Consider the following 20,559-nt stretch of genomic DNA (forward strand, 5'->3'; position numbering starts at 1 on the left):
GCATCCTTCTCCAAAGGTATTTTCACCATTATATCCGTGTGACTCCGGGGTGGACAGGCACTCCACTCGGCCACGGCCCTCATCTCACTCATCGCCGGAAACCTCCATGCCTCTGAAGCTGCGACTGCTGCTGACCACACTGGTTCTCCCCTTGCTGCTGATGCTCGCCGTGGCGGTCATCACCCTCTCCCTGCACCGTGATGATCATGACGCGGAGCTGGAGGCCGAGCTGTACCAGGCCACGGCACTGGTCGAGCCTAGCCTGCTGGCCGCGCTGCGCGCGGAGGATCTGCCGGCTCTGAGGACGCATACCGCCAGCCTGCTCGGCCTGCGGGAGGTCACGGCCGCGGCCATCATCGACGCCAGCGGCATGCCACTGATTGAGGCCGGTCGCCTGACCCAGGAGGTTCCCCGGGCGCACACCAGCGCCATCGTACGCCAGAACAACGGCCACTGGCGCATGACTTATCCTCTTGCGGACGACAACGCCACACGCCTGGTGATGGATATCGATGCCAGCGGGCTGCTGCTGGGCCACTACCGGCAGCTGGGTGCCAGCGGTCTGCTGCTTGTCCTTGGCGCCGCCATCCTGGGGCTTGCCACCGCCAGCACCTATCGGCGCCTGCAGCGCCCCCTGGCGCGGATCGATGCCACGCTGTCGCAACTGGCGCGAGAGGAGAGCGCACAGCCGCTGCCCCCTTCTCCCCCTGAGCTGCCCCCGCTGGATACCCATATCAATGTGCTGGCCTCGCGCCTGCAGGCGTCTCGCGAAGAGATGCAGCGCCAGATCGCTCAGGCCACCATGGAGCTGGAGGAGTCGATGGAGACCGTCGAGATCCAGAACATGCAGCTCGATATGGCACACCGACGCGCCGTGGAAGCCAACCGGGTGAAATCGGAGTTCCTCGCCAACATGAGCCACGAGATCCGCACGCCCCTCAACGGTATCATCGGCTTCTGCCGACTGCTGGGGCGCTCGCCCCTGGATGTCCGTCAACGGGAGTGGCTGGAACATGTCGACCGGGCCTGTGACAACCTGCTGATGCTGGTCAACGATATCCTGGACTACTCCAGGCTCGAGGCAGGCAGGCTGGAGCTCGAGCGAATGCCGGTGGAGATGGTGGAACTGGTCGACGAGGTCCTGGCGCTACAGGCGCCCACGGCCCAGCAGAAGGGGCTGGAGCTGCTCGGCATGGTCTATGATGACGTGCCATCGTTGCTGGAGGGCGACCCGATGCGCATCCGCCAGGTGCTGACCAATCTGGTCGGCAATGCGGTGAAATTTACCGAGCACGGCGATGTTCTGGTCCGGGTCATGGTGGAAGAGAGCGAGGCGGACCGCGTCACCCTGCGCATCAGCGTGACGGACACCGGCATCGGGCTGTCGAATGAGCACAGGCAGCGCCTCTTCGATGCCTTCCACCAGACCTCCCCGAGCCACAGTCGGGAGTTCGGCGGCAGCGGGCTCGGCCTCTTCATCTGCCGCCAGCTGGTGGAACAGATGGGGGGCGAGATCGACGTGCAGAGCGAACCGGGCCACGGCAGCACCTTCTCGTTTACGTTGCCACTGGCCGGCGAGGCCGAGTCGCAACGACCGCCCGAGTTGCACCTGAAGGGCGAGACCATCCTGCTGGAGGAGCCGCACGCCCCCAGCCGGCACACCCTGCTGCACCTGCTGCGCCGCTGGGGAGCCACGCCGCTGCCGGCCGACACCGCCTCGCCGCCTCTCCCGAGCCTGCTGATCGTCAGCCTGGGCGCACCGCCCTACGCTCCCGAACTTCTTCACCACTGGCAGGAACGGATCGTCGAGCTGCAGTGCCCCGCACTCGTGCTCTGCACGGTCAGCCCCCTCGAGCTGCCCGACATCATGCTCCCCGCCGGGGGCGAGATGCTGGCCAAGCCACTGGCCCGGCGCGCATTCGCCGATGCCATCGAACGCATCCTGGCAAGCGGACAGCACGCCGGAGCGGCCGACACCGAACGCTCGGCAGACACGCCCGACACCGGCCTGCGGCTACTCGCCGTCGACGACAACGACTCCAACCGCCGCCTGTTGAGCGAGCTGCTGACCGGCCCCGGGGTGGAGGTCACGCTGGCAAGCGGTGGCGAACAGGCCGTTTCGCTGGGCCGTAAGCAGCACTTCGATCTGGTGCTGATGGATATCCGCATGCCGGGCATGGATGGTGTCGAGGCGACCCGAGCGCTGCGCCGCCTGAACCAGAGGTGGCGACGCACCCCGATCGTCGCCGTGACGGCCCACGCCCTGGAGGATGAACGCCGTCGGCTGCTGGCCAGCGGCCTGGATGACGTGCTGATCAAGCCGCTGGGAGGCAAGGACCTGGCGGCCCTGCTGAGTCGCCATCTGGGGAGTGTTCCCGCCCACCTCATGGCGACCGACACTTCATCGGCGGACGCCCGGTCATCGGAGCTGGCCGCGGTGGACCTCTCTCTGGGTGCGCGGCTGGCCGGTGGACGGGAGCAGCTGGCGCACCAGCTGCTCGTCCAGCTCGCCGACTCTCTCGACGCGAGCGAGAAGGCGATATACCAGGCCTATGAGGATCGGGACGATGAGGCGTTACTGGACGCCATACACGCCCTCAACGGTGCCTGTCGTTACTGCGGGGCACCACGTTTGGGGCTGCTCGCGGAAACCATGGAAACACGCCTGCGTAGCCGTGGACGCATGGCCATGGCCCCGCTGATGGGGGACCTGACCGACGCCATGGAGGAGCTGCGCCGGTGGCGCAAGGCGCAGCTCGAAGAAACTCAGTCCTCCAGTACCACGAAGGCGACCGCGAACTCCTCCTCATCGGACAGGGTCAGGTGAGTGGCCCGCACGCCGGCACTGCGTGCCAGCTCATGGGCCTTGCCGGCCAGCAGCAACGAGGGCCGACCGAGGCTATCATTGACCACCTGGATCTCGGTCCAGCGCATGCCGTGACGCAGCCCGGTGCCCAGCGCCTTGACGAAGGCCTCCTTGGCCGCAAAGCGCTTGGCCAGGAAGGCCGCGGGCCTTGGGTGTCCCTGGACACGCTCGCGCTCCACTTCCCCCAGCAGACGACGGGTAAAGCGCTCGCCCCTGCGTGACAGCGCCGCCTCGAAACGGGCCACCCGGGCGATATCGGTGCCGATCCCCAGAATCATGACTCAGTGCACGTGATCAGCGTGGTCATGGTCGTGGTCGTGCTCCTCGAGGGAGGCGACGAAGCCTGCCTCCTGCCCGGCGATCGCCAGACGCTTCATCTCGGCAACCGCCTCCTTGAGACCCACGAACAGTGCCCGGGCGATGATCGCATGACCGATATTGAGCTCATGGATCCCCGGAATGGCGGCCACCGCCTCGACGTTATGGTAGTGCAGACCATGACCGGCATTGACGACCAGCCCCAGCTCGAGAGCCATTTCGGCGGCCGCGGCGAGTCGCGCATGCTCACGGGCGGCCTCGTCTCCGGTGGCCTCGGCATAACCACCGGTGTGCAGCTCGATGACCGGCGCGCCGGCCCTGGCGGCGGCAGCGATCTGCTCCGGCTCAGGGTCGACGAACAGCGAGACCTCACAGCCCGCCGCGGCCAGGCGTCGACAGGCGTTGCGAATCGTCTCGAAACCACCGACCACATCGAGCCCTCCCTCGGTGGTAAGCTCTTCGCGCTTCTCAGGCACCAGGCAGACATGGGCCGGGCGCACCTCCTCGGCCAGGGCCATCATCTCCTCGGTCACCGCGATCTCGAGGTTCATGCGGGTATTCAGCACCTCCGCCAGCAGGCGAACATCACGCTCCTGGATATGCCGGCGGTCCTCACGAAGGTGGATGGTGATGCCATCGGCACCGGCCTCCTCGGCGAGCAGCGCTGCCTGGAGCGGGTCCGGGTAGCGGGTGCCTCGAGCCTGACGCAGGGTGGCGATATGATCGATATTGACGCCAAGCAGAATACGCGGGGGATGCATAAGAGTCTCCTTGAAATAAGCCGTAGCCAGCTTAGCGTAAGCCGGCAAGGCTAGCGACAGAGGGGTGCGTAAAGTTTAATCGCTCTCAGCGCAGCCGTGCTCCTAGCGAAGCCCGGCACGCCGGCACTCGGCAAGCTCGCGCATCAGCTCCCGGGAGCGCAGCGGGCGGCTGCCCAGCAGTGGCGCCAGGGCGGCGCGAGCCACCGCCTTCGCAGGACCGGCGAGTCCCGGCGCACTCCACTCACCGGCGGCGAGCAGGCGCAGGGTACGACCATCGATCCCCGGCTGGCCGAGGCGGAAGGCGCGGCTGGCTGCGTCGTAGACATAGCGAGCCTGGGGGTCGAGCTCGCCACCCTCGGTCGCCACGAAGCGCGGGGCGGCATCCAGCGACTCGAGCAGGGTGAACTCCAGGCGTCGAAGGGCACCGGCGCGTGAGCCCGGCCTGGGAAGGGCCTCGAGCAGCGAGGTATAGAAGGCAAACACCTCCGTTACCGGAAACTCCACCGGGAGGGTGCGTGTCAGCAGTTCGTTGGCATAGAGCCCGCACAGCAACCCTTCGCCCGCCAGCAGCGCCACCCCACCACGACTCTCCATCAGCCTCAGGCGCTTGAGCTCGCCTTCGCCGGCCCAGGTCACATGCAGTGGAGCGAAGGGCTGCAGCCTGCCACGTGACCGCGACCCGGGCCGCTGCACGCCCTGAGCGACGGCCCGCACCCGACCGTGGTGAAGCGTCAACAACTCCACCAGCGCACTGGTCTCGCGATAGGGGCGCTTGTGCAGCAGGAAGGCCGGCTCGGGAGTCATGTCACCTCAGTCGAGGTCGTAACCCAGGCTCTTGAGCGCTCGCTCGTCATCGGACCAGCCACGCTTGACCTTGACCCACAGATTCAGCATCACCTTGGCCCCCAGGGCACGCTCCATATCGAGACGCGCCTCGCGGCCGATGCTCTTGATGCGCTCGCCCTTCTCGCCGATCAGGATCTTCTTCTGGCCCTGGCGCTCCACTAGGATCAGGGCGCTGATATGCACCACCCTGCCCTCGTCGCGGAACTCCTCGATCTCCACGGTCATCTGGTAGGGCAGCTCATCGCCAAGCTGGCGCATGACCTTTTCGCGCACCAGCTCGGCCGCCAGGAATCGCTGGCTCTTGTCGGTGACCTGATCCTCGGGGAAGAAATGCACGCTTTCCGGCAGGTGCTTGGCCACCTCGGCCTCGAGCTCCGGCACGTTGGTGCCGTGCTTCGCGGAGATCGGCACGATGGCGGCGAAATCCCGGCGCGCGCCGACCGACTCGAGCCAGGGCAGCAGCTCGGACTTGTCCTGCAGGCGATCGACCTTGTTGACGGCCAGAATCACCGGTGCGTTGACATGCTCGAGGCGCTTGAGAACGACCTGGTCCTCATCGCTCCAGCGAGTGCGGTCGATGATGAACACCACACAGTCGACATCGCGCAGCGCCTGCACGGCCGCCTGATTCATGAAGCGGTTGATCGCCTTGTTGCGATCCTTGGCCATGATATGGATGCCGGGCGTATCGACGTAGATGAACTGGGTCTCCTCCTCGGTCTTGATGCCCATCACCTGATGGCGGGTCGTCTGGGGCCGCCGCGACGTGATCGACACCTTCTGGCCGAGAATACGGTTCATCAGAGTGGACTTGCCGACGTTGGGGCGGCCGACGATGGCCACGAAACCACAGGTCTGGGTCATGACCGGACTCCTCTTGGCTCAAGCTGCTTCAGGGCCACCTCGGCGGCCTGCTGCTCGGCGTGACGGCGGCTGGAGCCGATGCCGGTGGTATGATCCTGCAGCAGTTCCACATGACACTCCACGGTAAAGGTCTGGGCATGGGCCTCGCCCTCGACGCTGACCACCTCGTAGCGGGGCAGTGGCTCCTGACGCGACTGCAGGAATTCCTGCAGGCGTGTCTTGGGATCCTTCTGGGTATGCTGCAGGCTGGTGTCTTCCAGGCGTCCCGCATACCAGGAGAGTATCCGGGCGCGCACGGCTTCCATGCCGGCATCGAGATAGATGGCACCGATCACCGCCTCGACGGCATCGGCGAGGATCGAGTCACGGCGATGCCCACCGCTCTTCATCTCTCCGGACCCGAGCCGCAAGTGCTCTCCGAACCCCATCTCGCGAGCCAGCTCCGCCAGGGTCTGGCCCTTGACCAGGCGCGCACGCAGGCGGGAGAGCTGTCCCTCTCGCGCCTCGGGGAAGCGACGGAACAGGGCCTCGGCGATGACGAAGTTGACGATGGAGTCACCCAGAAACTCGAGGCGCTCGTTGTTCTGGCCACCATAGCTGCGGTGGGTCATGGCAAGCTCGAGCAGCGTGTCGTCGCCGAAGTCATGGCCGAGACGTCGGCTGAAGGCGTTGAGGGTTTGGCTCACGAAAATCCTGTTATCCGATTCTGTCGTCTGATTCTGGTAATACAGCTTCTGAAAGTACAACGAGGCACTTAGGCTCGTCCGAAAACTGGCTGCGCTCGGCTATACGGCGTTAAAAATCGACTCAAAGTCCTCATTTACACTCCGTAAACTCCGTCTTTTCGCCGATTTTTGCCTTGCCTAACCTTCGCCCGCCGACTTTTCAGACAAAGCCTAGTGAATGAGTCGCATGCTGGTGAAGCTCGGCAGGCCGTCATCCCAGTGCATCCATACGGCGAAGGCACGCCCCACCACATTGTCTTCCGGCACAAACCCCCAGTAGCGGCTGTCGTTGGAGTGGTCGCGATTATCACCCATGGTGAAGTAATGCCCCTCCGGCACGACCAGCTCGCGCATCTGGGGACCGAGGTCCCGCGGATTATTGTAGATGCGGTGCTCCACTTCGCCCAGCTGCTCGGCATACATCAACTCTCCCGGCGCCTCGGCCGGCCCTTCGGCCAGCAACGACTTTTGCACCGGTTCTCCGTTGACATAAAGCTGCTTGCCCTCGTAACGGATGCGATCACCGGGGAGGCCGACGACTCGCTTGATGAAGTTGACCGAGGGCTCGCTGGGAAAGCGAAACACCATTACATCACCACGCTCGGGCTCACCCAGATCGACGATCTCGGTATGCACCACCGGCAGGCGCAGCCCGTAGGCGAACTTGTTGACCAGGATGAAGTCACCGATTTCCAGGGTCGGGCGCATGGAGCCTGACGGGATCTGGAACGGCTCCACCACGAAGCTTCTCAGCACCAGCACCACCAGCAGCACCGGAAAGAACGAGCGGGCGTAGTCCACCGGCCAGGGCTCTTTCAGCACCTGTTCGCGGGCATTGGACGGCAGGCCTTCGGTGGTCCCGGCCTCGGCGGCTTGCAGTGACTGGCGACGCGCCGGACGCCACCAGAAATAGTTGAGCAGGGTAATCACGCCGGTGACGGCAACGGCAATCACCAACAGCAGTGAGAAGTCCATGGCGGTTCGTTGTCCCTAGCTGGTGGAATCAGTCGTTGACCCTGAGCACGGCAAGGAAGGCGTCCTGGGGAATCTCCACCCGGCCCACCTGCTTCATGCGTTTCTTGCCCGCCTTCTGCTTCTCGAGCAGCTTCTTCTTGCGGGACACATCGCCGCCGTAACACTTGGCGGTCACGTTCTTGCGCAGTGCCTTGACGGTGGAGCGGGCCACCACCTGGCCGCCGATGGCCGCCTGAATCGCCACGTCGAACATCTGCCGCGGGATCAGCTCCTTCATCTTCTCCACCAGCAGGCGCCCGCGGGAGTGCGCATGGTCGCGGTGAATGATCACCGCCAGGGCATCGACCTTGTCGCCGTTGATCAAGACATCCAGGCGCACCAGCTTGGCGGCTTCGAAACGCTCGAAGTTGTACTCCAGCGAGGCATAGCCCTTGGAGATCGACTTGAGGCGGTCGAAGAAGTCCATCACCACCTCTGACATGGGCAGCTCGTAGGTAAGCTGGATCTGGCTACCCAGGAACTGCATGTCCTTCTGGGTACCGCGGCGCTGCTCGCACTCGGTGATGACATTGCCGACGAACTCCTGGGGCACCAGGATGCTGGCGCGCACGATAGGCTCGCGCATCTCCTCGACGTCGGCCATATCGGGCAGCTTGGAGGGGTTGGCGACATAGATCACCTCGCCATCCTTGAGCACAAGCTCGTAGACCACGGTGGGCGCGGTGGTCAGCAGGTCCAGATCATACTCGCGCTCGAGACGCTCCTGAATGATCTCCATGTGCAGGGTGCCGAGAAAGCCGACCCGGAAACCGAAGCCCAGGGCGTCGGAGTTCTCCGGCTCGTACTCCAGGGAGGCATCGTTGAGCGCCAGCTTCTCCAGGGCGTCGCGGAAATCCTCGTAGTCATCGGCACTGACCGGGAACATGCCGGCATAGACCTGGGGCTTGACCTTCTGGAAGCCAGGCAGGCGAGCCACATCCGGCGTCTTGGTGTGGGTGATGGTATCGCCCACCGGTGCCCCCTGGATCTCCTTGATGCCGGCCACGATGAAGCCTACCTCACCGGCACGCAGCACATCGGTCTGGTGGCGCTGCGGGGTGAAGATACCCACCTCGTTGACCTGCCAGTCGCGACCGGTGGACTTGATACGGATCTTTTCGCCCTTCTTCAGGGTACCGTCGAAGATCCGCACCAGCGATACCACACCCAGATAGTTGTCGAACCAGGAGTCGATGATCAGCGCCTGAAGCTGGCCACCCGGGTCCCCCTTGGGCGGCGGAATATCGCGCACCAGACGCTCCAGCAGGGCATCGATGCCCAGTCCGCTCTTGGCCGAGACCTGACAGGCATCGGTGGCGTCCAGGCCGATGATCTCCTCGATCTCGTGGGAGACCTTGTCGGGATCGGCCTGGGGCAGGTCCATCTTGTTCAGCACCGGCAACACCTCGAGCCCCTGCTCGATGGCGGTGTAGCAGTTGGCCACCGACTGTGCCTCGACCCCCTGCCCGGCATCCACCACCAGCAGCGCGCCCTCACAGGCATACAGCGAACGCGAGACCTCATAGGAGAAGTCGACGTGCCCGGGGGTGTCGATAAAGTTGAGCTGGTAGGTGTTCCCGTCCGGCGAGTGATAGTCGAGGGTGACCGACTGCGCCTTGATGGTGATGCCCCGCTCGCGCTCAAGGTCCATGGAGTCCAGCACCTGCTCCTTGAGCTCGCGCTCGGTCAGGCCGCCGCAAGTCTGAATCAAGCGGTCGGCCAGTGTGGACTTCCCGTGATCGATATGGGCGATGATCGAGAAATTACGGATATGCTTGAGCTTGTCGAAGGAGGCGTCTTGAGACATCGGGGACTTCTACCTGAATAGAGTTCGGGCCGGGGCCGGGCACAGCAACGCTGGCCGGCGGCCAGGATAGGCGCATTGTACCGGTATGCCGGTGCCAGATACAGCAGCCCGACGGGAAGACCGTCGGGCTGCTGGTGAGTTGGCGTCGAGAGAGGATCAGTCGCCGGCCAGGCGCAGCGCGACAAACAGCGAACGACCATCACGATAGAGGCGCACCGGAACGGCACGATCCGTGGGTAGATCACGCGCCAGGGAGACCAGCTGTGAGGCGTCGGTTATGTCCCGGTGATCGATGCTGACCAGGATATCACCGGCCCGCACTCCCGCTCTTGCAGCGGCCCCGGCGGGGTCGACCGAGGCGATGCGCACACCACCCTTGATCCCGAGACGCTTGCGCTCGGCGTCGTCCAGCTCGGTCACGGTGATCCCCAGGCGTGCCTGCTGGCTGTCACCCCCCTTCTCCTCGGCGGCACTGCCGCTGTCGGGCCAGTCCCCCAGCGTCACCTCGAGGGAGCGACGCTTGCCGTCACGCATCAGCTCGAGCTCGACATCGCTCCCCGGGGCGGTACGCCCGATCAGCCGCGGCAGGGTGCTGGAGTCATGCACCCGGGCGCCGTCAACCTCGAGAATGACGTCGCCGGCCTGGAGGCCGCCCTCGGCCGCCGGGCCCTCGGGGTCCAGATCGGCGATCAGCGCACCGCGGGGCTCGTCCATGCCGAAGGACTCCGCCAGGTCGCGCGATACCGGCTGGATCATCACGCCCAGCCAGCCGCGCCGCACTTCACCGTCACTGCGCAGCTGGTCGGCCACGTCCATGGCCACATTGATGGGGATGGCAAACGACAGCCCCATGAAGCCACCGCTACGGGTAAAGATCTGGGAGTTGATCCCCACCACTTCACCCTCGAGGTTGAACAGCGGGCCACCCGAGTTGCCCGGATTGATGGCCACGTCGGTCTGGATAAACGGCACATAGGCATCCCGCGGCAGGGTTCGGTCGATGGCGCTGACGATGCCCGCCGTGACCGAATGATCGAAGCCGAAGGGGGAGCCGATGGCCGCGACCCACTCACCCACCTGGAGGCCATCGGAGTCACCCAGGCGCAGTGTGGGCAGGTCCTCGGTATCGACCTTGAGCACCGCCACATCGGTACGCTCGTCGCTGCCCACCAGCTCGGCGGGCAGCTCACGGCGATCATTGAGGCGCACCAGGATCTCGTCGGCACCATCGACCACATGGGCATTGGTCATGATGTAGCCATCCTCGCTGATGATAAAGCCGGAACCCAGCGACTGACGCTCCTGAGGCCTTCCCGACCCATGGTCCGGCGGCATCGGGAAGCGATCGCCGAAGAAGTGACGAAAGATCTCGGGAACCTCCTCGCCACCGAATCCCTGGAAGGGATTGCGGCTCTGCACCATGCGGGTCGTCGAGATATTCACCACACCGGGTGCCGCCTCCTTCACCAGCTCGGTGAAGTCGGGCAGCTCACGGGCCATGGCCCCCTGCCAGGCCATCAGCGTCACGGCCAGCAGCATCCATAGGGAGAAGTGTCGCAGCGTTCGCATCATGTTGGCTCCTGCGTAGCTTGGGATGAACAGGGTTGGAATGAATCGAGTTGGGATGAACCAGGTTGAAATAGGCACTGCGAAAAGCGTAATGACAATATCACGGCGTCACCGCATCAGGAGTCCGCGGCGGTCCAGCTCAAGCCATCGGCAACCCGCAGCAGCACCCGTGGCGGCATCTCCCCCATGACCACCACCTGACGCGGGGTACCGTCCAGGTCGCGGTGTCGCACAACGGCATGAGAGACGCCGAGCCGGTGCAGCCCGGGGGCCAGGGGCTCGATCTCGCCGAGTGGCGCGACGAAGAGACTGAAGGTGGAAAGGCCGTCGCTGAACAGGCGGTGGGTCACGTCGCTGCCATGACGCCCACTGTGCGTCTCCACTGGCTGAGGGCTGAACCCGGCAGGCAGCCAGCCGGTGCGCCAGGCATCTCGAGGCGCCTCGCGGGGAGCGTCGATGCTCACCTCGCCCTGGTGCAGCCGTGGCCGCTCGAGCACCGTCAGCTGAAAGGTCTCCACCGCGCGTCCGGTCTCATCGAGCAGACTCTGCTTGAGGGTCAGGCCGGTCTCGGCATCGAGCCACAGCCGCTTGCCGTAGCGAAAGCTGTCGAGCGGCGAGATATCCAGACGATAGGCCCGCCGGTTGGCGATACGCTCCTCACCTGCCAGGCTCAAGCGGTAGTGAGACGAGATCTTCGCCGCGATGCCGGCCGGGGTCGTGGGGGCCGAGCCGCCCTCCGACCAGCCCAGGCGCCCGATGCGACTGCGCCGCTCGAACGCCTCGGGGGGACCATCCAGGAAGCGCGCCCTGCCCCGCTCGACCCCATCGTTGACGTCGTGACTGATCACGAGGGTGCGCACCCCATCGAAACCGATGCGCACCGCGTGGGCATCGTAGCGGTAGCAGTGGCCGGCCCAGAGATTGAGCTCGTACCAGTCGCGGGCGGTCTGCGGGGTCGGCTCCGTGGCGAGAAGACGACAGTCGAAACGGTCATCATCGGGAGTGGCCTCCAGGGCGACGACCGAAGGAGCAGCCGCCGCCAGCAGGAGCGGCAGAAGCACCATGGCGCAGCTGCGAAAGACGCGCATCGCCGCCCTCCCGTCAGCGCTGACCGAGGCTGTCGCCACCGCTGGCGCGCAGCAGCGGCATCCAGGCATCACCGCTGCGGTAGGCGGTCCCTTCGGCGTGACGATCCAGGTAGGATTGCAACAGGCGCGCCTGCTCCTCATCGGCCATCAACGACTGCCGCTGGCTGGGAGCCAGGAACATCGGCGTGCTCTGCATGCCGGCGCCAACGGTCATCAGGCCGCTGGAGCCTCCCTGGGGCAACTGGAAGAGCGGCAGGTCCGCCAATGACGGACGCTGCATGCCGGTGGCTGCCAGGCTGGCGGGCGACGCCTGGGTGGCGCCCTCCGGGGTGCCTCCGGCGAGTTCGGCAGACGGGCTTCCCCCGCCGGGCAGGCCGCCACCGTTGTAGAACTGCACTCCGGTGATCACCATCAACGACACCGCGGCGGCAATGCCGGCGCTACGTGCCAGCGGCAGTGAGCGGCGAACGGCAGCTGGCCGAACCTCATCGTCGCGATGCCCCTCATCGAGGACGGGGGCCGGCTCACTCTCGAGGCGCGCCAGGATGCCCGCCGACAGGTCGACACTGACATCCACATCCGACTCCTGCCTCATCAGGCTGCGCATCAGATGGTAGCGTCGCCACGCGTCGGCGGCATCGGGTTCATCACTCAGCGATTTCAGCACGCGGCGAAGTTCCAGCTCGTCGCCCTCGTTGTCCATCAGGGCAGAAAGCGATTCCCGTGCGTTCTGACTCATTCTTTACACCTCAACCTGGCAAGGCCCCGGCCTTGCATCCGTTATCACCCAGATATCGACATTCACGGTAGCCACCCCACGAATGCCGACACTCTGAACCGCCGTTGGCGGGTCGAACACTGCTTGAGACGCCAAAAGCATCGGTCAGTTCAGCGAATCGACAATAAATCGACAAATTACTGCCGAGCATCACTCGCCCACCGGTTCACGGTTGCGCGAGGTGGTCACCAGCGGCTGGATATGCTGGTCGACCGCCTCTCGTGCCCGAAAGATCCGCGAGCGCACGGTACCCACCGGACACTCCATGATGGTGGCAATATCCTCATAGGAGAGGCCCTCCAGCTCTCGCAACGTGATCGCGGTACGCAGGTCATCGGGCAGGCCCTCGATCGCCTCGAAGATGGCCCCCTTCAGCTGGTCGCGGGCCATGGCCGACTCGGGGGTCTCGGTGTCGGAGAGGCGGCCACTCTGGTCGAGGATCTCGGCATCGACGATATCCAGGTCGCTGCCGGGCGGGCGCCGCCCCCTGGAGACCAGATGATTCTTGGCCGTGTTGATGGCGATTCGATACATCCAGGTATAGAAGGCGCTCTCGGCACGAAACTTGCCAAGGGCACGATAGGCCTTGATAAAGGCCTCCTGGGCGACATCCTGCACCTCGGCATGATCATGCACATAGCGCCCGATCAGGCCGATGATCTTGTGCTGATACTTCCTCACCAGCAGGTCGAAGGCGCGGGTATCCCCCTTCTGGGCCCGTTCGACGAGCTGCTGGTCGGTTTCCCTGGCGCCCATCTAACCCCTCCCCGTCATCAAACGACGGGAAAGGGAGCGTCGTCCGGAAGGCATGGAAACTTCAACAATACGGCGTGCTTGCATAGCGTCTACCTGAAGCCTGGGCGTTTGGGGGTCAAAGACCATCATCAAGAGTCGCACAAGTGTTCCCTTTTCCTGTTCATCCATCAAGCCGCGGATCTTCACCGGACGCGGCCGCTATGACACCGGCAGCCCTTCGCAGGTTCCCGTGATTGATCCGGCCTACCCCGGCCGGTGTATAGTAGAGCCAAAACAACCATGCCGTCAGGCCTTCAGCGCAGACACGACCCACAGGAAATCGCATGACAGATCAACAGGTCAGCAACCTCAACGTCCTCTCCCAGGACGTGCTTATCACCCCGGAAGCCCTCAAGCAGGAGATTCCGCTTACCGACGTCGCCGAGCAGACCGTGATCGAAGGGCGCCATACCATCCAGCGCATCCTGGACGGCGAAGACCCGCGCCTGCTGGTGGTGGTGGGCCCCTGCTCCATCCACGACGTGGATGCCGCCCTCGACTATGCTCGCCGCCTGCGCCGCCTGGCCGACGAGGTGAAGGACAGCCTGTATATCGTGATGCGCGTCTACTTCGAGAAGCCGCGCACCACCGTCGGCTGGAAGGGGCTGATCAACGACCCCAACCTGAATGGCTCCTTCGAGATCGAGAAGGGCCTGCATACGGCCCGCAAGCTGCTGGTGGAGCTGTCCGAGATGGGCCTGCCGCTGGCTACCGAGGCACTCGACCCGATCTCGCCTCAGTACATTCAGGACTGCATCAGCTGGTCGGCCATCGGCGCACGCACCACCGAATCCCAGACACACCGCGAGATGTCCTCGGGCCTCTCCTGCCCGGTCGGTTTCAAGAACGGCACCGACGGCAGCCTGGGTGTAGCGGTCAATGCCCTGCAGTCGGTGGCCCATCCGCACAACTTCCTGGGCATCGACTACAAGGGGCGGGTGGCCATCATTCGCACCCGCGGCAACGCCTACGGCCACGTGGTGCTGCGCGGCGGCAACGGCAAGCCCAACTACGACAGCGTCAGCGTGGCACTGGCAGAGCAGGAGCTCAACAAGGCCGGCATCAAGCCCAACATCATGATCGACTGCTCCCACGCCAACTCCAACAAGGATGCGGCGCTGCAGCCGCTGGTGCTGGAGAACGTCACCAACCAGCTGCTCGACGGCAACCGTTCGATCATCGGCCTGATGGTCGAGTCCAATATCGGCTGGGGCAACCAGAAGCTGCCGGAGGATCTCGACCAGCTCCAGTACGGCGTTTCCATCACCGATGCCTGCATCGACTGGGAGACCACCGAGCAGACATTCAAGGAGATGAACGAGAAGCTGGCACCGGTCCTGGCCAAGCGTATCGAGCGCTGATCGACACGGCCGATGGCGCCGGCCCACTCACCCGGTGCAGGCGCCTACCACGAAAGCCCACGACCGTCCGCGGCGTGGGCTTTCTCGTTATGCCATCACGCTTTCGGCAGCGAAAGCTCGGCCCATACGGGGGCATGATCGGAGGGCTTCTGCATGCCGCGCAGCTCATAGTCGATGCCGGCGTCGACCACCTTCTCCGCCAGCGGCGCGGTCACCAGGATATGGTCGATGCGCAGGCCTCGCTTCGGGTCGCGATCGAATCCCTTGGAGCGATAGTCGAACCAGCTGTAGCGGTCGGCCACCTCGGGATAGTGCAGCCGGTAGCTGTCCACCAGGCCCCAGGCCTTGATACCCGCCAGCCACTCACGCTCCACCGGCTGGAAACTGGTCTTGCCTTCGCGCAGCCAGCGCTTGCGATTGGCCTCGCCGATGCCGATATCGATATCCTCGGGCGAAATATTGAAATCGCCCATCACCGCCAGACGCTCGTCGGGGCGATGGTGGCGCTCGAGCAGCGACCCCAGCTGGGCATAGAACGCCCGCTTGTGGGGGAACTTCAGCGGGTGCTCGATATTCTCGCCCTGGGGGAAGTAACCATTCCATACCCTCAGCGGCTCACCGTCTGATAGCCGCAGGGTCACGCCGATCATGCGGCGCTGAGCCTCATCAGCGTCATCGGGAAAGCCGTAGTGGACCGCCTCGGGCTCGCCGCACTGGGCCGTATCGAGCATCATCGCGACGCCGTAGTGCCCCTTCTGGCCATGGTAGACGACTCGATAGCCCAGCGCCTCCACCGCCTCGCGGGGAAACTCGGCGTCCTGCACCTTGGTCTCCTGCAGACCGATCAGCGCCGGCCGCTGGGCCATGACCAATGCCTCCAGCTGATGAAGGCGCGCACGAATGCCATTGATATTGAACGATACCAGACGCATCAGCTCGACGTTCCTCCCGGCTCCGGCCCCTCGCCGCCTTCGCGCTCGGGGTGAATGGCGATCTCCTGACCGGCCTCCTGGCGAGCCTGCTTGCGGGCGGCCTGAAGCTTGCGCTGCTGACGCTTCTTCTGGGTGTAGCGGGTCGACGAGGTGACCTGGTCGGGATTCTCGTGGCGCCACTTCTTGTAGTCCTTGCGCCGACCGGTACGAATCTGCACCTTGTCGGCCAGCGAACGGGTCTTCTTGCGACGTGTCATGGGCATACTCCTCTGCTGTGACGCGCATTCTATCAGCCCTGCGCGGTGAGACGCGCCCTTCGTCGCATAGACTGGTACAATACCCGTTTGCATGACATGACTACCCTATCGACACGGAAAGACAGCAAGCCTATGAGCGAGTCGGAACAGACCACGGCCCCGGCCGAGAACCGCAAGCCCAAGCGTCGTCGTCGCAAGCCGCGCCGTCGCCAGTCGAACTGGGATCTGCGCCAGTTCCAGGTCACCCCGGTGGCCGGCAAGTGGCGCTTTCACGACTTCGACCTGCCCCTGCCGCTGATGCGAGCCATCCACGCGCTGGGCTTCGAGTACTGCACCCCGATCCAGGCCGAGGTCCTCGGCCACACCCTGCTCGGCGGTGATATCGTCGGCAAGGCCCAGACCGGCACCGGCAAGACCGCCGCCTTCCTGATCTCGATCCTGGCCTACTTCCTCGAGGAGGAGCGCCCCAATGGCCAGAAGCCGGGCGCACCCCGCGCGCTGGTCGTGGCACCGACCCGCGAGCTCGCCCTGCAGATCGAGAAGGACGCCAAGGCCCTGGCACGCTTTACCGACCTCAAGGTGGCAAGCGTGGTGGGCGGCATGGACTACCAGAAGCAGCGCGAGGCCCTCGACGGCAAGCTCGATATCCTGGTGGCCACCCCGGGTCGCCTGCTCGACTTCCATCAGAAGCGCGATGTCGACCTCACCCAGGTCGAGGTGCTGGTCCTCGATGAAGCCGACCGCATGCTCTCCATGGGCTTTATCCCCGACGTCAAGCGGATCATCCGCCATACGCCGAAGAAGGAGGAGCGCCAGACCTTCCTGTTCTCGGCCACCTTCACCGAGGATATCCTCCAGCTGGCCAGCCAGTGGACCCATGAGCCGGCCCATGTCGAGATCGCCGTCACCGTCGACAACGCCGCCGACATCGATCAGCGGGTCTATATGGTCGGCGATGCGGAGAAGCAGCGCCTGCTGGTCAAGCTGCTCCAGCAGGAGAGCTTTGACCGGGTGATGGTGTTCGGCAACCGCCGCGACCTGGTGCGCAAGCTCGATGAGCTGCTACGCAAGGCGGGCATCGACGTGGCCATGCTCTCCGGCGATGTCCCCCAGAACCAGCGCATCGAGACCCTCGAGAAGTTCCGTGCCGGCGAGATCCAGGTCCTGGTGGCCACCGATGTGGCCGGCCGTGGCATCCATATCGAGGATGTCAGCCACGTGATCAACTACACCCTGCCGGAAGATCCGGAGGACTACGTCCACCGCATCGGCCGCACCGGCCGCGCCGGCGCCAAGGGGGTATCCATCAGCTTCGTGGGCGAGGAGGACGCCTTCTCGCTGCCCGAGATCGAGCGCTATATCGACGACAAGCTGCCCTGCGAGCATCCGCCCGAAGGGCTTCTGTAACTCACGATGCTTGACGAGGCCTTGAAAGGCGAGATCCAGACCGCCTACCGCCATGCGCTGGAGGGCCTGGGTCTCACGCCCCGCTACGGTCAGCGACTGATGATCGCCGAGATCGCCCGCACCCTGGCGGGCATCGAGGCCGATGAGACCGGCAAGCGCGTCAGCGACGAGCATGTCTGTGTTCTCGAGGCCGGCACCGGCACCGGCAAGACCCTCGCCTACCTGCTGGCCGCCCTGCCGGTGGCCAAGGCCCGCGGCAAGCGACTGGTGCTCTCCACCGCCACCGTGGCGCTCCAGGAGCAGGTGCTGCACCAGGATCTGCCGGCACTCAAGACCCATAGCGGTATCGACTTCCGCTACGCCCTGGCCAAGGGGCGTGGCCGCTATGTGTGCGTGGCACGCCTCGACCAGGCGCTCGACGGCGGCGAGGAGAACCCTACCCTGTCGATGTTCGAGCAGGCGCTCGACAGCGGTGGCGACGACTTCCAGGCGCTGGTCAAGGCAATGGGCGATGCCTACGGCAATGGCCGCTGGGAGGGTGACCGCGACAGCTGGCCCGAGGCGATCAAGGACGAGCACTGGCGTCGCCTCACCGTGGACCACCGCCAGTGCACCAACCGTCGCTGCGGCCACTTCGGGGCCTGCGCCTTCTTTCGCGCCCGGCGCGATATGGAGCAGGCCGACATCATCGTCGCCAATCACGACCTGGTGTTGGCCGACCTCTCCCTGGGGGGCGGTGTGGTGCTGCCCGACCCGGGTGACTGCATCCATGTGTTCGACGAAGGCCACCACCTGCCCGACAAGGCCCTCAACCACTTTACCTATCGCTTCGGCGTGAACGCGGGCCTGCGCTGGCTCCGCAATCTCAGAAAGTCGCTCACCGAGCTCAATGCCGCCCTGGGGGGGCAAGCCACCCTGGCGCGGCTGCTGGCCAGCCTCCCCCAGGCGATGGATGCCGCCGAACCACGGCTGGGGGAGGCCTTCGCCCTGGGCCACCAGCTGGCCGGACGCCCTCAGGGGCTTGGTGACGGCGAGGAGTTTCACCAGCACCGTTTCGAGATGGGGCGCGCTCCCGAGGCGTTGCGCGAGCATGCCGCGGCACTGGTCACGCTGTTTGCCGAGCTCTCCCGCACCCTCGAGAGCATGGCCGATATCCTGCGCGAGAGCCTCGACCCCGACAAGCACACCGGGTTGCCGCGGGAGGCGGCCGAGGCGTGGCTACCGCTGGTGGCGCTGCTGCATGGACGCGCCCTGGAGGCCCACGCCCTGTGGCAGGCCTTTACCGAGGTGGACCCCGAGGGTGAACCGCCGCGGGCCCGCTGGCTGACCCTCGATCGTTTCGGCGGCGAGCCCGAGTTGACCTTCTCGGCGAGTCCCGTCTCGGCCGCCCATACCCTGGCCAAGAGCCTGTGGGGCACCACCTTCGGCGCCGTGGTCACGTCCGCGACGCTCACTGCCCTGGGGCGTTTCGAGCGTCTGCAGGAGCGCGCCGGCCTCGCCAATCGTTACCGCTACCAGCGACTCCCCAGCCCCTTCGACTACTCGAAGGCGGTGCTCAGCGTCCCCAGGGAGGCCGTCGACCCGGCCGACCGCGAAGGCCACGAGCGGGCCATCGTCGACTTCGTCAACGGTCTCGAACGCCAGGAGGCGGTGCTGATGCTGTTCTCGTCCCGAGCCCAGCTTCGCGCCGTGGAGAAGGCACTGCCCAAGAATCTGGCCGAACGGGTACTGGCCCAGGACCGCCTCCCCAAGCGCGAACTGATCAACCGCCATCGCAAGCGGGTGGATGCCGGTGAAGGCAGCATCATCTTCGGGCTAGCCAGTTTCGCCGAGGGCATCGACCTGCCGGGGGACTACCTCACCCATGTGGTGATCACCCGGCTGCCCTTCGCGGTGCCCGATGATCCGGTGGGTGCCACCCTGGCGGAGTGGATCGAGAGTCGCGGCGGCAACTCCTTCATGCGCATCAGCGTGCCCGATGCCTCCATCAAGCTGGTGCAGGCCTGTGGCCGCCTGATCCGCAAGGAATCGGACCACGGCCGCATCACCCTGCTCGACCGTCGCGTGCTGACCCGCCGCTACGGCCGGGCGCTACTCGACTCCCTACCGCCCTTCGTACGCGAGATCGATGGGGTGCGGCAGGAGCCATAAGGACTCTTCCGCCGCCTCGTCATGCCCCCAGGCGTGGGCCAGCCGGTCGAGCCTCGACCAGTCGTCGTCCTTGCCACTGCGCTTCGCCACTTCCCGCCAGGCGGCCAGTGCCCGCTCGCGATCGCGAGCCCGCTCCCAGGCCTGGGCCAGCAGCCGTCGATTCGCCTCGCTGTCCGCAAGCTCACCCGACGCCAGTGCCGCCTCGAGGTGCTCGGCGGCACGCGCCGGGGTACCGCCGGCGAGGTGCAGCTCGATCAGGCGGCGCAGATCCTCGGCGCCACTCAGAAGGCCGGCACGCCAGCCCGCCTCCCAGATGGCGGCCGCTCGCCCGGCATCGCCCAGCCGCTGAGCCAGGGCCGCCGCCTCGCGCCAGCGCGCCGGGTCGCGGCTTTCGGTCAGCCCGCTAGCGAGCAGGGAAAGCGCCGCCTCGTCCCGGCCGGCGCGGCGCAGCACGACACTGGCCAGGGCACGCTGGCGATCGTCGAGTTGCGGCGCCAGCTCCCGCGCCTGCTGCACCCGATCGGCGGCCTCCTCCCAGCGCTCGAGGTGTGCCAGGGAGCGCGCCAGCTGCCAGTAATCGCGCGGCTCGCCCGCGTGACGTCCCAGCCACTCCGCCAACAGCTCGCTCCCCCGTTCGCGATCGCCGGCGGCCAGCCGCAGGCGAGCCTCGTCGCGCAGCCAACGATCGTGCTGCTGCGCCTCGATGCCCTCGACACCGCGCGCCTCGGCGAGGTAGTTCGCTGCCGCCACAGGCTCCTCCTGCTGCATCATCGCGCCGGCGGCTAGCTGCAGGTAGAGGGCCTGCGCCCAGCGGTCGCCGGCATTGCCCCCGGCCAGGCGCCGTGCCTGGGCCAGGGCACGCGCCTCCACCGCCGCGGCCTCCCCCTCCTGGAGTGCCACTTCCAGCTGCTGGAGGTCGTCGATAAAGCTGGCCTTGAGCGGAGGAGCCGCCTGGGCCAGCGGAACGCCCACCAGCCAGCAGAACAGCAAAGCGGAAAAAGAGAGCAGGGTGTAGCGCAT

The 20,559-nt window shown here is 65.6% G+C and carries 18 protein-coding genes; 4 read left to right on the forward strand and 14 right to left on the reverse strand.

Annotated features, from left to right (window positions below; genetic code table 11):
* Positions 1 to 106 precede the first annotated feature (106 nt).
* A complete protein-coding gene (locus IOC61_RS04570) occupies positions 107 to 2,827 on the forward strand; it encodes an ATP-binding protein (protein ID WP_195687686.1) in 2,721 nt (906 codons plus the stop codon).
* On the opposite strand, the gene acpS is transcribed toward IOC61_RS04570, so the two are convergent.
* From acpS to rpoE, 11 genes are all read right to left on the reverse strand, one after another.
* Positions 2,767 to 3,144, reverse strand: a complete 378-nt coding sequence (gene acpS / locus IOC61_RS04575) for a holo-ACP synthase (RefSeq protein WP_195687687.1) — start codon at positions 3,142 to 3,144, stop codon at positions 2,767 to 2,769. The two genes, IOC61_RS04570 and acpS, sit on opposite strands and share 61 nt — an antisense overlap.
* Before the next feature lie 3 nt (positions 3,145 to 3,147).
* A complete protein-coding gene (gene pdxJ, locus IOC61_RS04580) occupies positions 3,148 to 3,945 on the reverse strand; it encodes a pyridoxine 5'-phosphate synthase (protein WP_195687688.1) in 798 nt (265 codons plus the stop codon).
* A 102-nt stretch (positions 3,946 to 4,047) separates the two neighbouring features.
* Positions 4,048 to 4,749 carry a DNA repair protein RecO gene (recO, locus tag IOC61_RS04585; RefSeq protein ID WP_195687689.1) on the reverse strand — a complete coding sequence of 234 codons (702 nt, stop codon included), beginning with the start codon at positions 4,747 to 4,749 and terminating at the stop codon, positions 4,048 to 4,050.
* Positions 4,750 to 4,755: 6 nt separating this feature from the next.
* Positions 4,756 to 5,655, reverse strand: a complete 900-nt coding sequence (gene era, locus IOC61_RS04590; RefSeq protein ID WP_195687690.1) for a GTPase Era — start codon at positions 5,653 to 5,655, stop codon at positions 4,756 to 4,758.
* Positions 5,652 to 6,341: a ribonuclease III gene (gene rnc / locus IOC61_RS04595; protein ID WP_195687691.1), complete on the reverse strand. Its 690-nt coding sequence runs from the start codon at positions 6,339 to 6,341 to the stop codon at positions 5,652 to 5,654. Before rnc ends, era begins: the two co-directional genes overlap by 4 nt.
* Positions 6,342 to 6,551: 210 nt before the next feature.
* Complete coding sequence (gene lepB / locus IOC61_RS04600) at positions 6,552 to 7,355, reverse strand: signal peptidase I (protein WP_195687692.1); 804 nt, start codon at positions 7,353 to 7,355, stop codon at positions 6,552 to 6,554.
* 28 nt (positions 7,356 to 7,383) lie between these two features.
* Entirely contained in the window at positions 7,384 to 9,201 is a 1,818-nt protein-coding gene (gene lepA / locus IOC61_RS04605; protein WP_195687693.1) for a translation elongation factor 4, read from the reverse strand.
* 156 nt (positions 9,202 to 9,357) lie between these two features.
* Complete coding sequence (locus IOC61_RS04610; protein ID WP_195687694.1) at positions 9,358 to 10,773, reverse strand: DegQ family serine endoprotease; 1,416 nt, start codon at positions 10,771 to 10,773, stop codon at positions 9,358 to 9,360.
* Between the two features lie 113 nt (positions 10,774 to 10,886).
* Positions 10,887 to 11,858 carry a MucB/RseB C-terminal domain-containing protein gene (locus IOC61_RS04615; RefSeq protein WP_195687695.1) on the reverse strand — a complete coding sequence of 324 codons (972 nt, stop codon included), beginning with the start codon at positions 11,856 to 11,858 and terminating at the stop codon, positions 10,887 to 10,889.
* A 13-nt stretch (positions 11,859 to 11,871) separates the two neighbouring features.
* A complete protein-coding gene (locus tag IOC61_RS04620; RefSeq protein WP_195687696.1) occupies positions 11,872 to 12,597 on the reverse strand; it encodes a sigma-E factor negative regulatory protein in 726 nt (241 codons plus the stop codon).
* 189 nt (positions 12,598 to 12,786) lie between these two features.
* Complete coding sequence (rpoE, locus tag IOC61_RS04625) at positions 12,787 to 13,392, reverse strand: RNA polymerase sigma factor RpoE (protein WP_195687697.1); 606 nt, start codon at positions 13,390 to 13,392, stop codon at positions 12,787 to 12,789.
* Positions 13,393 to 13,715: 323 nt separating this feature from the next.
* Between rpoE and IOC61_RS04630 the strand changes: the two genes are divergently transcribed.
* A complete protein-coding gene (locus IOC61_RS04630; RefSeq protein WP_195687698.1) occupies positions 13,716 to 14,792 on the forward strand; it encodes a 3-deoxy-7-phosphoheptulonate synthase in 1,077 nt (358 codons plus the stop codon).
* A gap of 95 nt (positions 14,793 to 14,887) precedes the next feature.
* On the opposite strand, the gene xthA is transcribed toward IOC61_RS04630, so the two are convergent.
* Both xthA and IOC61_RS04640 read right to left on the reverse strand, forming a co-directional pair.
* On the reverse strand, positions 14,888 to 15,724 hold the full coding sequence (gene xthA, locus IOC61_RS04635) for an exodeoxyribonuclease III (RefSeq protein WP_195687699.1): 837 nt from the start codon (positions 15,722 to 15,724) through the stop codon (positions 14,888 to 14,890).
* Positions 15,724 to 15,981: a hypothetical protein gene (locus IOC61_RS04640; protein WP_195687700.1), complete on the reverse strand. Its 258-nt coding sequence runs from the start codon at positions 15,979 to 15,981 to the stop codon at positions 15,724 to 15,726. The genes xthA and IOC61_RS04640 overlap by 1 nt, the downstream gene beginning before the upstream one ends.
* Before the next feature lie 132 nt (positions 15,982 to 16,113).
* Between IOC61_RS04640 and rhlB the strand changes: the two genes are divergently transcribed.
* Both rhlB and dinG read left to right on the forward strand, forming a co-directional pair.
* Entirely contained in the window at positions 16,114 to 17,388 is a 1,275-nt protein-coding gene (rhlB, locus tag IOC61_RS04645) for an ATP-dependent RNA helicase RhlB (RefSeq protein ID WP_229332921.1), read from the forward strand.
* 6 nt (positions 17,389 to 17,394) lie between these two features.
* Positions 17,395 to 19,539, forward strand: a complete 2,145-nt coding sequence (dinG, locus tag IOC61_RS04650) for an ATP-dependent DNA helicase DinG (RefSeq protein WP_195687702.1) — start codon at positions 17,395 to 17,397, stop codon at positions 19,537 to 19,539.
* On the opposite strand, the gene IOC61_RS04655 is transcribed toward dinG, so the two are convergent.
* Positions 19,492 to 20,559 carry a hypothetical protein gene (locus tag IOC61_RS04655; RefSeq protein WP_195687703.1) on the reverse strand — a complete coding sequence of 356 codons (1,068 nt, stop codon included), beginning with the start codon at positions 20,557 to 20,559 and terminating at the stop codon, positions 19,492 to 19,494. The two genes, dinG and IOC61_RS04655, sit on opposite strands and share 48 nt — an antisense overlap.

The sequence above is a fragment of the Halomonas sp. KAO genome, from assembly GCF_015595025.1.
In the GTDB taxonomy this organism is placed as follows: domain Bacteria; phylum Pseudomonadota; class Gammaproteobacteria; order Pseudomonadales; family Halomonadaceae; genus Halomonas.